This is a genomic window from Streptomyces sp. DvalAA-43 (assembly GCF_900091725.1).
Taxonomy (GTDB): domain Bacteria; phylum Actinomycetota; class Actinomycetes; order Streptomycetales; family Streptomycetaceae; genus Streptomyces; species Streptomyces pulveraceus.
On the sequence record NZ_FMBW01000044.1, the window covers coordinates 87,521 to 101,767 of the forward strand.

Below are 14,247 nucleotides of genomic sequence, written 5' to 3' on the forward strand. Positions count from 1 at the left end.
GGTGCGGGGGCTTCGCCCGTTTCCGCGTACGGGTCAGGACTCCAGCGCCACCGGGCCCGCGGTCACCGGCTCCGCGTTGCGCCGGGTCTTCGCCCAGCCGTTGCGGCCGCGCAGCATGCGCGCGAAGGCCCGCGCCGAGACGATGAACAGGTGGTACGCGTACAGCCACAGCGCCAGACCCCACAGCAGCGACCTCGCGAACGAGGCGTCGGGGGCGTGGTCCCGGCGGTAGACCGGACCCCACAGCACGAACGGTGCGATCGACACCACGGCCAGCACCAGCATCAGCGGCCACTGGTCCAGCAGGGCCGCCGCGTCCGAGCCCTGCCCCCGGACCGCACCGACGGCGAGCGCCCCGAGGACGAGCACGGTCAGCGCCAGGGTCACCAGATGGGCCAACGGCTGGACGAAGGTGTAGAGGGTCTCCAGCACCCCGCGTCCCGGGATGTGCCGGGACGAGACGATCCGGGGCGCGTAGCGCACGCACTGCAGGTTGCCCTGCGCCCAGCGGGTGCGCTGGGTCAGCAGCCGGCGGGCGCTGGGCAGCGCCTCCTGGGAGACCCAGGTGTCGGCGACATGCGTGGTGCGGTAGCCGGCCAGCAGCATGTGGAGGCCCAGCTCGTAGTCCTCCAGGAGTGCCCCCTGCCGCCACGGGCGGCGTTCGGCCTCGCCGATCCGGTCCAGCGCGCTGAGCCGGGTGAACTGGCCGTTGCCGCCGAGGCCGGTGGAGCCCGTGCGGTTGCGCAGCAGCTGCATACCGGCGTTGGAGACCGCGAACTCCATGTCCTGCACCCGCACCAGGACCCGGGCCGCGGCGTTCACCAGGCGCCCGCGCTCCGGGAAGGGGCGCCGGTCCGCCGCGTTGCGCATCCGTACCCCGATCTGCACCCCGCCGACATCCGGATCGCCGAACGCGGCCGGGCCCGACACCAGCTCCAGGGCGCGCGGGTCGAGCTGCCCGTCCGCGTCCACGACACAGACGACCACCCCCGAACGGTCGGTGCCCTCCGGCAGGAACGCCCCGAGGCGGTCGTACGCGGCGTTGAGCGCGGCGCCCTTCCCGGTCCTGGCGTCCGGACGGCGGCGCCGGACCAGATGCACCCGCGGGTCGTCGTCGGCGAGCGCCGCGACGACGGCGCCCGTGCGGTCCTCGCTGTCGTCGTCGATCACCCAGACGGCCGCCGCCGGGAAGTCGGCGCGCAGCCGGGCCACGGTCGTACCGACGACCGCCTCCTCGTCCCGGCACGGCACGAAGAAGTGCCAGTCGAGCAGGGCGGCGTCGCCCGGCACGACCGGGGGACGCCGCAGGTACGCCCAGCGGGCCCCGGCCCAGTAGAGCAGGAAGCCCAGCAGGAGGGCGAAGGGGTAGACGACGAGCACTGGGGCTGCCTCCTTGCGACGGCGGGAAGTACGACGGCGGGAAGGCGGATCAGGCGGCGAGCGCCGTGGCGGACCGGGCGGACCCGGCGGCCGTGGCGACGAGCCGGGCGATCCGCTCGGCGGCGCGGCCGTCGCCGTACGGGCTGGGCAGCCCGGCCAGCCGTCGCAGCCCCCGGTCGCCCTCCGCGAGCCGCAGCCGCGCCAGCCGGCCGAGCTCCGGGCCGGGGGACACGAGGGCGGCGAAGTGGGCCATCGCCTCGGGACGCTCGGTGGAGCGGCGGACCACGATCAGCGGGCGGCCCAGCACCGTGCACTCCTCCTGGATGCCGCCCGAGTCGGAGACCAGCAGCGCGGCGTGGCGGGCCAGCGCCAGGAAGTCCCCGTAGCCGAGCGGCTCCAGGACCCGGATTCCGGCCAGCAGCCCGTCCAGCCGCTCCGCCTCGACGCGGGCGCGGGTGCGCGGGTGGAGGGGGAGCAGGACCGGGACCTCGTCGGTGGCGAGGGCGGCCAGCTCGGTGAGGACGGTGCGCAGCGTCGCCGGGCCGTCGGTGTTCTCCGGGCGGTGCACGGTGGCCAGTACGTAGCGGTCGGGGACGAGCCCGTGGCGGGCCAGCAGCGCGGAGCGCCGCCCGTCGTCGGGCAGATGGCGCCGGACGGCCTCGACGACGGTGTTGCCGGTGACGGAGATCCGGTCGGCGCCGACGCCCTCGGCGAGCAGGTTCGCCCGGTTCTCGGGGGTCGCCGCGCAGAGCACGTCGGAGACCGCGTCCACGAGGACCCGGTTGTGCTCCTCCGGCATCGCCGGGTCGTGGCTGCGCAGTCCGGCCTCGACGTGGATGAGGGGGATGGCACGCGCGTTGGCGGCCAGGGCGCCCGCCAGGGTGGCGTTGGTGTCGCCCTGGACGACGACGGCGGCGGGCCGGTCCCCGGTGAACAGCGCGTCCAGCTGCTCCAGCGAACGGCCGATCTGCACGGCCCGCGAGGTGCCGCCGACCTCGGCGAGCACCTCGGGGCGGGGGAGCCCCAGCTCCTGGAGGAAGCGGCCCGACATGGCGTCGTCCCAGTGCTGGCCGGTGTGGATCAGCCGGGTGGCGTCGCCGAGCCGGTGGATGACGGGCGCCAGCTTCACCAGCTCGGGCCGGGTGCCCAGGACCACGGCGACGGAACGGGCGGGCAGTGCGCTGTGCATGGGTGTTCTCTGTTCCTTCTCGCCGTTCCCGGCCTGGTGGGGGAGGCCCAGACTGGACGACGGCGGTGGCAGAACGGGTGTACGCGGGTTGCAGCCGGGGTGCGGCGAGGCCGGTCCGCGCCGGTGGGGACCTGGGTCCGGGACCTTGTACCCGCGGGGGCCGCCGGACGGCGGGTCCTCCTGCCCGGGGCCCGGCCGGACCTCAGTCCTGACCGGGCCGCTGCGGACCGGCCGCCGGGGGATAGCGGTACCCCACGCCCCGTACGGTCTCGATGGGCGCCGGCGCACCGGTCGTCCGGGCGATCTTCCGGCGCAGCCGCAGCACCGTGTACTTCACCCGGGAGGCGTCGCTGCCCGCCGGCACGTCCCACACCGTCCGGAGCAGCCGGTCCGCGGAGAGCACCTGCCCGGGGTGGCGGGCGAGCGTCAGCAGCACGTCGAACTCGATCGGGGTGAGGTCGAGCCGGTGCCCCGAGAGGACGGCCTCGTGCGTGCCCAGGTCCAGGGTGAGCAGCCCGTCCTCGACGACGGGCGCGGTTCCGGGCGGGGCGTCGGTGGCGCGCCGCAGCCGGGCCCGCAGCAACGGCAGGTGCAGCCGGTCCGGCAGCTCGGCCGTCAGATAGTCGTCGGCCCCGGCCTCCAGGGCGCGGGCGGCGTCCGCCACCCGGTACGTCAGGTCCACCACCGCGATCGGCAGATCGCTCATGTCACGCACCCGGCTCAGCACCTCCCACGGATCGAGGCCGGGCAGCCGGAGGCTGAGGATCAGGCCGTCCGGGCGGTACTCGTACAGGGCACGCAGCACGTTCTCGCCCGTGTGGACGACCATCGTCCGGTACTGCGGGCCGGAGGTCAGCCGGGCGAGTGCCGGGTGCAGGCCGTCGGGCGCGGCGATCAGGATCAGCGGACGGGAGGGCACACCTCCCACCATGCGCCCGCCCGGCGCGACATGCCGACAGCGGTCCCGGCGCGGGGTGATGCGTCCCCGCCCCCCGGGCGCTGCGTGCGATGTCCGTGCCCATCCGTAGACTGGCCCCGTGAGTGAGCCCCGCCCTTCCGACCGGCACGACCCCTCCGATTCCGACGACGCCTTCGCGGAGATCGTCGACGAAGAGACCCAGCGCGACCCCGACCTGGCGGTGATCGAGGCCGGGAGCCGCACGCTGCGCACCCGCTCCGGGCCGCCGCAGGGCGACGAGGTCCCGGCCCGCCCCGCCGACCCCGAGGTGGACAAGGCGCTGCGCGCCGTGGAGCAGGAGCTCGCCGGACGCTGGGGCGAGACCAAGCTGGAGCCGTCTGTCGCGCGCATCGCCGCGCTGATGGACGTGCTCGGTGATCCGCAGCGCGCCTACCCCTCGATCCACATCACCGGGACCAACGGCAAGACGAGCACGGCCCGCATGATCGAGGCGCTGCTCGGCGCCTTCGACCTGCGCACCGGCCGCTACACCTCGCCGCACGTCCAGTCGATCACCGAGCGGATCAGCCTGGACGGCTCCCCGATCGCCCCCGAGCGGTTCATCGAGGCGTACGAGGACATCAAGCCGTACGTGGAGATGGTCGACGCCCAGCAGCCGTACCGGCTCTCCTTCTTCGAGGTGCTGACGGGCATGGCCTACGCGGCCTTCGCCGACGCACCGGTCGACGTCGCGGTCGTCGAGGTCGGCATGGGCGGCAGCTGGGACGCGACGAACGTCATCGATGCCTCGGTCGCCGTCGTCACCCCCATCTCGCTGGACCACACCGACCGCCTCGGCACCACGCCCGCCGAGATCGCCGGTGAGAAGGCCGGGATCATCAAGCAGGGCGCCACGGTCGTCCTGGCCCAGCAGCCGGTGGACGCCGCTCAGGTCATGCTGAAGAAGGCCGTCGAGGTCGACGCCACGGTCGCCCGCGAGGGCATGGAGTTCGGTGTCGTCTCGCGCGAGATCGCGGTCGGCGGGCAGCTGCTGACGCTGCGCGGCCTCGGTGGCGCGGCCACCGAGTACACCGAGGTCTTCCTCCCGCTGTACGGCGCCCACCAGGCGCACAACGCCGCGGTGGCGCTCGCCGCGGTGGAGGCGTTCTTCGGGATCGGCGCCGAGCAGCCCGGCTCGCTCGACGTCGACACGGTCCGCCGGGCCTTCGCCTCGGTGATCTCCCCCGGCCGTCTCGAAGTCGTCCGCTCCAGCCCCACCGTCGTCCTGGACGTGGCGCACAACCCGGCGGGCGCCCGCGCCACCGCCGACGGGATCTCCGAGGCGTTCGGCTTCTCCCGGCTGATCGGAGTGGTCGGCACCAGCTCCGACAAGGACGTCAAGGGACTCCTCGAAGCCTTCGAGCCGATCTTCGCCGAGGTCGTCGTCACGGAGAACTCCACCCCCCGCGCGATGGACGTCGACGAGCTGGCCGCCCTCGCGGTCGAGGTCTTCGGCGAGGACCGCGTCCAGGTGGAGCCCCGGCTGGACGACGCCCTGGAGGCGGCGATCACCCTCGCCGAGGAGGAGGACGAGTACGCGGGCGCCGGTGTCCTGGTGACCGGTTCCGTGATCACGGTCGGCGAGGCCCGGCTGCTTCTGGGAAGGCGCTGACCCATGCGTACGCTCTGTGCATCCACGCTGATCGGCGAGTTCTTCGTGATCGGCTTCGCCGGACTCGTCGCCATGAAGTCGGACGATCTGACCCATGCCACGGTCTGGACGGTCTGCGGCATCGGCATGCTGCTCTCCGTACTGCTCTGCGGGATGATCACCCGCCCCGGCGGCGTACAGCTCGGCTGGGTGCTCCAGATCGCCCTGGTGCTGAGCGGCTTCGTCGTCCCGATGATGTTCATCCTCGGCGTGGTCTTCGCCGGCCTGTGGTGGGCCTCGGTGCACTACGGCCGCAAGATCGACGAGGCGAAGGCCCGCTGGGCGGCGGCGCAGGAGGCGGCCGAGGCACCGGCCGCCCGCTGACCCGCCGTCCGGTGGCCAAACCCGGGCGCCGGCCCGGCTCCGTACCCCTGTAGCCTCGGTTCACCGCACCCGCATGCCTGCAAGGAGCCGCACACCATGACCCAGCGCACCCTCGTTCTCCTCAAGCCCGACGCTGTCCGGCGCGGACTGGTCGGCGAGATCGTCGGGCGGATCGAGCGCAAGGCCGGCTGGCGGATCACCGCACTGGAGCTGCGCACCCTCGACCGCGCCACGCTGGAGCAGCACTACGCCGAGCACGTCGGCCGCCCGTTCTACGAGCCGCTGGTCGAGTTCATGCAGTCCGGCCCGATCGTGGCGCTGGTCGCCGAGGGCGAGCGGGTCATCGAGGGCATCCGTACGCTGGCCGGCCCCACCGACCCGATCGCCGCCGCGCCGGGCTCCATCCGTGGTGACTTCGGCACGATCACCCGGGAGAACCTCATCCACGCCTCGGACTCCGAGGAGTCCGCGGAGCGGGAACTGAAGCTCTTCTTCCCCGGAATCGCCTGACCCGCTATCGGCCGAACAGCGCTCAGTCCTGGGGCGACCGAATTAATTCGGTCGCCCTTCGGTATAGGGTCCGGGATCGCGGGAACGCATCCCTCCGACGTAACGTCACCATGAGTGGAACGGCCACCCGTTCCGCCCACAATGGCGAAGGACCCTCGCGCGGTGTCCGTCATTGCAGCACTACGATGGAATCTTCCACGCCCGCCGCGCTCACCTCGCCGACCAGAACAAGCCATATCGCTTTCTTGGAAGGCCCGACGCATCCTCATGGGGAACAAGGGGAACTCAATGTCGTTCATCGGCCGTGACATGGCTATCGACCTCGGGACTGCCAACACGCTGGTGTACGTCAGGGGGCGCGGCATCGTTCTGAACGAGCCGTCCGTCGTGGCCATCAACACCAACACCGGCGGCATCCTGGCGGTCGGCTCCGAGGCCAAGAAGATGATCGGGCGTACACCGGGCAACATCGTTGCCGTACGGCCCCTGAAAGACGGCGTGATCGCCGACTTCGAGATCACCGAGCGGATGCTCCGCTACTTCATCCTGAAGATCCACAAGCGCCGCTACCTGGCCCGCCCGCGGGTCGTCGTCTGTGTGCCCTCCGGCATCACCGGAGTCGAGCGACGCGCCGTCATCGAGGCGTCGACGCAGGCCGGTGCGCGCCAGGTGCACATCATCGAGGAGCCCATGGCGGCGGCCATCGGCTCCGGGCTGCCGGTCCACGAGGCCACCGGCAACATGGTCGTCGACATCGGTGGCGGCACCACCGAGGTCGCGGTCATCTCGCTGGGCGGAATCGTCACTGCCCAGTCCATCCGGGTCGCCGGTGACGAGCTGGACAACGCGATCATTCAGCACGTCAAGAAGGAGTACTCGCTCCTCCTCGGCGAGCGCAGCGCCGAACAGATCAAGATCACGATCGGTTCGGCGTACGACATGGACAAGGAAGAGCACACCGAGATCCGCGGCCGCGACCTGGTCTCCGGGCTGCCCAAGACCGTGGTCATCTCGGCCGCCGAGGTCCGCAAGGCCATCGAGGAGCCGGTCAACGCGATCGTCGACGCCGTGAAGACCACGCTCGACAAGTGCCCGCCGGAGCTCTCCGGCGACGTCATGGACCGCGGCATCGTCCTCACCGGCGGCGGCGCGCTGCTGCGCGGGCTGGACGAGCGGCTGCGCCGCGAGACCGGCATGCCGATCCACATCGCGGAGGACCCGCTGGACTCGGTGGCCCTCGGATCCGGCAAGTGCGTCGAGGAGTTCGAGGCCCTCCAGCAGGTACTGGACGCCCAGCCCCGCAGGTGAACGGCCCCGCAGGTGAACGGCGCTGCGGGTGAACGGCCCCGCGGGTGAACGGCGCTGCGGGTGAACGATCCCGCGGGTGAACAACACGGCGGTCTGCCGTACGGAACGCTGCCGCTCCGTACGGCCGATCGTTGATATACAGGCACGAATATTCCGACGAGGAAGGCACGGCCGCCGCACGTGAGGGACACACGAGAGAGCCGGCTGCTCCTGGTGCTGCTGATCGCCATCGCGTTCGCTTTGATCACGGTGGATATCCGCGGGGGCGAGGAGTCACCGGTGGACGGCGCCCGGCGGGCCGCCGCAGCGGCCTTCGGGCCGGTGGAGAACGGCGTCGCGGCAGCCGTCGACCCGGTGGGCAACGCCATAGGGGCGGTACGCGACTCCGGGACACGGCACAACCGGATCGCCGAGCTGGAACAGCAGAACGCCGCGCTCAAGACGAAGCTCGGCAGCGACGACCGCAACCGCAACCGGGTCCGTGAGCTCGACCGGATGCTGAAGAAGTCGGCCGCCGGACAGTACGGCATCAAGGGCGCCGAGGTCATCGCCATAGGAGCGGCCCAGGGCTTCTCCTGGACGGTCACCATCGACGCGGGCTCCAACGACGGAATCAAGCGCGACATGACCGTCATCAACGGCGACGGCCTGGTCGGCCGGGTCACCACCGTCGGCCCGGACACCTCCACGGTGCTCCTGGCCAACGACCCCGACTTCACCGTCGGCACCCGGATGGAGAAGACCGACGAACTCGGCTTCGCCACCGGCCAGGGCTCCCGGCCGCTGTCCGTCCAGTTCCTCAACGGCAAGGCCAAGGTGAAGAAGGGCGACCGGCTCGTCACCTTCGGCTCCAGCAAGGACAAGCCCTTCGTGCCCGGCGTCCCGGTCGGCGAGGTCGTCCGGGTCGACCCGTCCGGCGGCGGCCTCACCCGTACCGTCTACGTCCGTCCGTACGTCGGCTTCACCAAGCTCGACATCGTCGGCGTCGTGGTCCAGGCCCCGCGCGAGGACCCCCGTGACATGGTCCTGCCGAAGCCGCCGGCCAAGCCCGCCAAGCCGAAGCCCACGCCCACCGTCACCGTCACGATCTCGCCCAACGGCGACATCGTCGACCCCGAAGGAAACGTCGTCGGGAACATCCACGAGAGCCCGGACCCCAGCAACAACCCCGACCCGAACGGCACTCAAGACACCACACCGGACACCGGCACCGCGGTCAACGAGCAGAGGTAGAGCTGATTCCCATGCGTCTGAACCGGATTCTGCTCTCCGTGGTCCTGGTCGTCGTCGCCCTCGTCGTCCAGGTCTCCGTGCTCGCCCGCCTCCAGCTCCCCGGCGCCGTGCCCGACCTGCTGCTTCTCGTCGTCCTCTCCCTCGCCTTCGTGTACGGGCACGTCAGCGGCGCCCTCATCGGCTTCGGCGCGGGACTCCTCGCAGACCTGGCACCGCCCGCCGACCACGCCGCCGGCCGCTACGCGCTGGTCCTCTGCGTCATCGGCTACCTCGCCGGGCTGGCGAAGCCCGAGAACGGGCAGCTGAAGTCGGCGATGGTCCCGATGCTGGGGGTCGTCGCCGCGGCGATCGGCTCGACCCTGCTGTACGCGCTGGTCGGCGCGCTCGTCGGGGACACGGCGGCCCGTCATGTCGGCCTCGGCAGCCTGCTGTTCACCGCCGCCGTCTACGACCTGCTCCTCGCGCCCTTCGTCGTACCCCTGGTCATGGCCGTCGCCAGACGCACCGTGAACGACCCGCTCGCCGACACCTCCGGCGGCGGGGACGTGGCCGCGGGCTGGCTCGCCTCCGGCACCGGACTGCGGATCGGCAGCCAGCGCGGCGGACTGCGCGTCAAGGCCGCCCGCAACCGCGCGGCCCGCGCCGGACGCATCAAGGGGGTCAAGCGACTGTGAGTCCGCACCAGAGCCGGGACACCCCGCGCACCTCCGCCCCGACCACCACCGGGGGCGCCCCGTGACCAACATCCCCGAGACCGGCCGGACCCAGCGGGTCCAGATCCGTCTCGTCGTCATCCAGGTCCTCGTCTTCTCCCTGCTGCTCACCCTCGGCGGGCGCCTGTGGTACCTCCAGATCCGCAACGGTCAGGAGTACAGCGACGAGGCGAAGAACAACCACGTCCAGCAGGTCGTCCAGCCCGCCGTCCGCGGCTCGATCCTCGACGCGCGCGGCGTGCCCCTCGCCGACAACGAGACCCGGCTGGTGGTCTCCGCCAGCCGCACCGAGCTGATGAAGATGAAGGACGACGGCAAGAGCGTCCTGACCCGGCTCGCCGACGTCCTCGGCATGAAGCCCAAGGAAGTCCTCGACAAGGTCCGGCTCTGCGACTCCAAGACGCCGCAGCCCTGCTGGAACGGCTCGCCGTACCAGCCGATCCCGGTCACCGACGAGGCCACCACCCAGCAGGCCCTCACCATCCGCGAACGCGCCGAGGACTTCCCCGGCATCACCGCCGAGCCCACCGCCGTACGCCGGTACGCGGCGCCCGGCAAGGCCAACACCGCGCAGGTCCTCGGCTACCTCTCGCCGGTCACCGACGAGGAGATCACCAAGGCCCAGAACACCGACTCGCCGTACCTCCGCTCCGACCAGGTCGGCCGCTCCGGCCTGGAGCGCACCTACGACAAGGAGCTGCGGGGCAAGGCCGGGGTCACCCGCTACGAGGTCGACAACCTCGGCCGGGTCATCGGCCAGGCGAAGAACGACGAGGCGGAGCCCGGCTCCAGCGTCGTCACCTCCATCGACGCCCGGGTCCAGGCCGTCGCCGAGTACGAGCTCAACGACGCCATGAAGGTGGCCCGCCAGTCGTTCGACAAGAACACCGGCGAGAACTACAAGGCCGACTCCGGCGCCGTCGTCGTCATGGAGGCCAGGACCGGCCGCGTCGTCGCGATGGCCTCGCTGCCCGACTACGACCCCAACTCCTGGGTCGGCGGCATCTCCGCCAAGGACTACGCCAAGCTCACCGGCAAGAACTCCAACTTCCCGCTGCTGAACCGGGCCATCCAGGCCCAGGCCGCCCCCGGCTCGATCTTCAAGGTCATCTCCTCGACCGCCGCGGTCAACGCCGGCTACCCCTTCAACGGCAGCTACCCCTGCCCCAGCTCGTACAACGTCGGCGGACAGACCTTCAAGAACTTCGAGTCCCAGGGCTACGGCGACATCACCATCGGCCGGGCCCTCGAAGTCTCCTGCGACACCGTGTACTACGGCATCGCGCACAAGGAGTGGCTGAAGGACGGCGGGATGAACCCCAAGAAGCACCCCAACGACTGGTTCTACAAGACCGCCCACCAGTTCGGCCTCGGCAAGGAGACCGGCATCGACCTCCCCAACGAGGTCAGCGGCCGCGTCCCCGACCGCAAGTGGAAGCAGGACTTCTTCAAGGCGAACAAGGACGCCTGGTGCAAGCAGGGCAAGAAGGGCGGCACGTACGTCGAGCAGATCGCGTACGAGAACTGCCTCGAAGGCGACAAGATGCGCGCCGGTGACTCCGTCAACTACTCGATCGGCCAGGGCGACACGCTCGTCACCCCGATCCAGATGGCCACCATCTACTCCGCGATCTCCAACGGCGGCACCCTCTACGACCCCACCGTCGGCAAGGCGATCGTCAGCGGCGACGGCAAGAGCGTCCAGGAGATCAAGCCCAGGTCGCACGGGAAGCTGCCCTTCACCCGCAAGACCCGCAACGAGATCGACGGCGCCCTCGCGGGCGTCGCGACCCGCGGTTCGGCCGCCTGGCGGTTCGGCGGCTGGCCGCAGGACAAGATCCCGATGCACGCCAAGACGGGTACGGCCGAGGTCTACGGCAAGCAGACGACCTCCTGGTTCGCCACATACACCAAGGACTACTCGGTCGTCATGACGATCTCCCAGGGCGGTACGGGCTCCGGTGCGTCCGGGCCCGCCGTGCGCCACATCTTCGACTCCCTCTACGGCCTCGACGCCTCCGGCAAGCAGGACCTCAAGAAGGCGCTGCTGCCCACTCCGCAGAAGTCGCTGCCCAAGATCCAGCAGGACGGCTCGATCGAGTCCCCGGAGATCAAGCCCTACCGTCCCGCCCCGTCACCGGCCCCGGACGGACAGACCCTCGCCGCGGCCCTGGGGAGGCGCGACTGATGGCAGGCTTCTCCGTCCAGCGGTACGCTCCCGAGCGCTCCGCCTGGGGCAAACTCACCGCCCGCGACTCCGTGGTACGCAAACTGGACTGGCCGCTGCTCGGGTCCGCGCTCGCGCTCTCCTTCATCGGCTCGCTGCTGGTCTACTCGGCGACCCGGGGGCGCGACTCGCTCACCCACGGCGATCCGTACTACTTCCTCTTCCGGCACGCCCTCAACACCGGCATCGGCTTCGCCCTGATGGTCGGCACGATCTGGCTCGGCCACCGCACCCTGCGCGGCGCCGTCCCGATCCTCTACGGGCTCTCGGTGATCCTGGTGCTGGCGGTGCTCACCCCGCTCGGCGCCACCGTCAACGGCGCGCACGCCTGGATCATCATCGGCGGCGGCTTCTCGCTCCAGCCGTCCGAGTTCACCAAGATCACCATCATCCTGATCATGGCGATGCTGCTCGCCGAGCGCGTCGACGCGGGCGACCAGCTCCACCCCGACCACCGGACCGTCGCCAAGGCCCTCGGCCTGGCGGCCGTCCCGATGGCCGTCGTCATGGGCATGCCGGACCTCGGCTCCGTGATGGTCATGGTCGTCATCGTGCTCGGTGTGCTCCTCGCCTCCGGCGCGTCGAACCGCTGGATCGGCGGCCTGCTCGGCGCGGGCGTGGCCGGCGCGATCGCGATCTGGCAGCTCGGTCTGCTCGACGAGTACCAGATCGCCCGGTTCGCCGCCTTCGCCAACCCCGCGCTCGACCCGGCGGGCGTCGGCTACAACACCAACCAGGCCCGTATCGCGATCGGCTCCGGCGGCCTCTCCGGGACGGGGCTCTTCCACGGCACCCAGACCACCGGCCAGTTCGTCCCCGAGCAGCAGACCGACTTCGTCTTCACCGTCGCGGGCGAGGAGCTCGGCTTCCTCGGCGCCGGGCTGATCCTGGTCCTGCTCGGCGTCGTCCTGTGGCGCGCCTGCCGGATCGCCCGCGAGACGACCGAGCTGTACGGCACGATCGTCGCCGCCGGGATCATCGCCTGGTTCGCCTTCCAGGCCTTCGAGAACATCGGGATGACGCTCGGCATCATGCCGGTCGCCGGGCTCCCGCTGCCGTTCGTGTCGTACGGGGGGTCCTCGATGTTCGCCGTCTGGGTGGCCGTCGGGCTGCTCCAGTCGATCAGGGTGCAACGGCCGATAAGCGCCTGAGCCGGTACGCGAGCACTGCCCATGCGCGGACAACACGTCTAGATTCGGGTCATGGCGGACTCGAAGCGTGAGATCGAGCGGAAGTACGAAGCCACCACGGAGACCCGGCTCCCGGACCTGAGCCGGGTGGCCGGGGTCTTCGCGGTCGCCCACCTCGGCGTCGCCGAACTGGACGCCGTCTACTACGACACCGAGGACCTCCGGCTCGCGGCGGACTCCCTCACCCTGCGCCGCCGCACCGGCGGCGGCGACGCCGGCTGGCACCTCAAGTTCCCGGTCGCCTCCGGCATCCGGGACGAGCTGCGAGAACCCCTCTCCGACACCCTGCCGCGCTCCTTCGCGGGGCTGCTGCGCTCCCGGGTCCGCGACCGCGCCCTCGTCCCCGTCGTCCGGCTGCTCTCCGCCCGCGACGTCCACCACCTCCTCGACGCCGACGGCGCCCTGCTCGCCGAGATCAGCGTCGACCGGGTGCGGGCCGAACGGCTGACGGGCGGCGGCGCCACGGCCGCCTGGACCGAGATCGAGGCCGAACTCGCCGACGACGGCGACCCCGCCTTCCTCGACGCCGTGGAGCACCGGCTGGGCAAGGCCGGGATCCGCCCGTCCGCCTCCCCGTCCAAGCTGGCCAGGGCACTCGCCGAGACCGCGCCGGAGCGGAGTACGAGCCCCGCCGACAGGCCCCGGCCGCGCACCGCGGGCGACCACGTCCTCGCTTACGTACGGCACCAGGCCGAGGCGATCGTCGCCCTCGACCCCGCCGTGCGCCGCGACCTGCCCGACTCCGTGCACCAGATGCGGGTCGCCACCCGCAGGCTGCGCAGCGTGCTGCGGACGTACCGGAAGATCCTCGACCGGGGCGTCACCGACCCGGTCGGCGACGAGCTGAAGTGGCTGGCCGCCGAGCTCGGCATCGACCGCGACCAGGAAGTGCTCGACGCCCGGCTGCGCGCCCGCCTCGACGGCCTGCCCCGCACCCTGGTCCTCGGCCCGGTCCGCGGGCGGCTCCGGATCTGGTCGGTGGCCCGCCGCAACGGCTCCCGCCGCCGTACCGTCGCCGTGCTCGACGGGAAGCGGTACCTGGCACTCCTGGAGAGCCTGGACACCCTGCTCGCCGCCCCGCCCCTGCTGCCCGCCGCCTCGCGCGCCCCGGGGCGCGCGCTGCCCCGCGCCGTGCTGAAGGAGTACCGCCGCCTCGCCGCCCGCGTCGGCCACGCCCTGGAGCTCCCGCCCGGCCACGACCGGGACGTGGCCCTGCACGAGGCCCGCAAGGCGGCCAAACGCGCCCGGTACGCGGCGGAGGCGGCCCGGCCCGCGCTCGGCAGGCCCGCCAAGCGGTTCGCCAATCGGATGAAGGCCGTACAGAGCCTCCTCGGCGACCACCAGGACAGCGTGGTCGCCCGCGAGGCGCTGCGCACCCTGGCCGTCCAGGCGCACGCGGCGGGGGAGCCTTCCTTCACCTGGGGAGTGCTCCACGGGCGGGAGGCGGCGGCCGCCGAGGCCCGGGAGCGGGAGCTGCCGGAGGTGTGGGAGCGGGCGTCCCGGGCGAAGCTGCGGGCGGCACTGGGAGGCTGAGCATCGGGGTACGCTTGATGGTCACCCTTGC

At 71.7% G+C, this 14,247-nt stretch carries 12 protein-coding genes; 9 read left to right on the plus strand and 3 right to left on the minus strand.

What is annotated here, in order from left to right:
• Window positions 1-33: 33 nt before the first annotated feature.
• The 3 genes from GA0115234_RS17150 to GA0115234_RS17160 form a co-directional block, all read right to left on the minus strand.
• Entirely contained in the window at window positions 34-1,380 is a 1,347-nt protein-coding gene (locus tag GA0115234_RS17150; protein WP_093542565.1) for a glycosyltransferase family 2 protein, read from the minus strand.
• A gap of 49 nt (window positions 1,381-1,429) precedes the next feature.
• Complete coding sequence (gene wecB / locus GA0115234_RS17155; protein WP_093542567.1) at window positions 1,430-2,569, minus strand: non-hydrolyzing UDP-N-acetylglucosamine 2-epimerase; 1,140 nt, start codon at window positions 2,567-2,569, stop codon at window positions 1,430-1,432.
• 202 nt (window positions 2,570-2,771) lie between these two features.
• Window positions 2,772-3,488, minus strand: a complete 717-nt coding sequence (locus GA0115234_RS17160) for a response regulator transcription factor (RefSeq protein WP_161275608.1) — start codon at window positions 3,486-3,488, stop codon at window positions 2,772-2,774.
• Window positions 3,489-3,606: 118 nt separating this feature from the next.
• Here GA0115234_RS17160 and GA0115234_RS17165 point away from each other — a divergent pair, with 118 nt between their 5' ends.
• The 9 genes from GA0115234_RS17165 to GA0115234_RS17205 all read left to right on the plus strand — a co-directional run bounded on the left by GA0115234_RS17165 (window position 3,607) and on the right by GA0115234_RS17205 (window position 14,216).
• Entirely contained in the window at window positions 3,607-5,139 is a 1,533-nt protein-coding gene (locus tag GA0115234_RS17165; protein ID WP_093542571.1) for a bifunctional tetrahydrofolate synthase/dihydrofolate synthase, read from the plus strand.
• Window positions 5,140-5,142: 3 nt separating this feature from the next.
• On the plus strand, window positions 5,143-5,502 hold the full coding sequence (locus tag GA0115234_RS17170) for a DUF4233 domain-containing protein (protein WP_093542573.1): 360 nt from the start codon (window positions 5,143-5,145) through the stop codon (window positions 5,500-5,502).
• A 96-nt stretch (window positions 5,503-5,598) separates the two neighbouring features.
• A complete protein-coding gene (gene ndk / locus GA0115234_RS17175; protein ID WP_072483627.1) occupies window positions 5,599-6,012 on the plus strand; it encodes a nucleoside-diphosphate kinase in 414 nt (137 codons plus the stop codon).
• A gap of 288 nt (window positions 6,013-6,300) precedes the next feature.
• Window positions 6,301-7,320 carry a rod shape-determining protein gene (locus GA0115234_RS17180; protein ID WP_093542574.1) on the plus strand — a complete coding sequence of 340 codons (1,020 nt, stop codon included), beginning with the start codon at window positions 6,301-6,303 and terminating at the stop codon, window positions 7,318-7,320.
• 180 nt (window positions 7,321-7,500) lie between these two features.
• Complete coding sequence (gene mreC / locus GA0115234_RS17185; RefSeq protein ID WP_093542576.1) at window positions 7,501-8,553, plus strand: rod shape-determining protein MreC; 1,053 nt, start codon at window positions 7,501-7,503, stop codon at window positions 8,551-8,553.
• 11 nt (window positions 8,554-8,564) lie between these two features.
• Window positions 8,565-9,227 carry a rod shape-determining protein MreD gene (gene mreD, locus GA0115234_RS17190; RefSeq protein ID WP_093542577.1) on the plus strand — a complete coding sequence of 221 codons (663 nt, stop codon included), beginning with the start codon at window positions 8,565-8,567 and terminating at the stop codon, window positions 9,225-9,227.
• A 61-nt stretch (window positions 9,228-9,288) separates the two neighbouring features.
• Window positions 9,289-11,454 carry a penicillin-binding protein 2 gene (mrdA, locus tag GA0115234_RS17195; protein ID WP_093542579.1) on the plus strand — a complete coding sequence of 722 codons (2,166 nt, stop codon included), beginning with the start codon at window positions 9,289-9,291 and terminating at the stop codon, window positions 11,452-11,454.
• On the plus strand, window positions 11,454-12,644 hold the full coding sequence (gene rodA / locus GA0115234_RS17200) for a rod shape-determining protein RodA (RefSeq protein WP_093542581.1): 1,191 nt from the start codon (window positions 11,454-11,456) through the stop codon (window positions 12,642-12,644). Before mrdA ends, rodA begins: the two co-directional genes overlap by 1 nt.
• A 51-nt stretch (window positions 12,645-12,695) precedes the next feature.
• Window positions 12,696-14,216: a CYTH and CHAD domain-containing protein gene (locus tag GA0115234_RS17205; RefSeq protein WP_093542583.1), complete on the plus strand. Its 1,521-nt coding sequence runs from the start codon at window positions 12,696-12,698 to the stop codon at window positions 14,214-14,216.
• Window positions 14,217-14,247 lie beyond the last annotated feature (31 nt).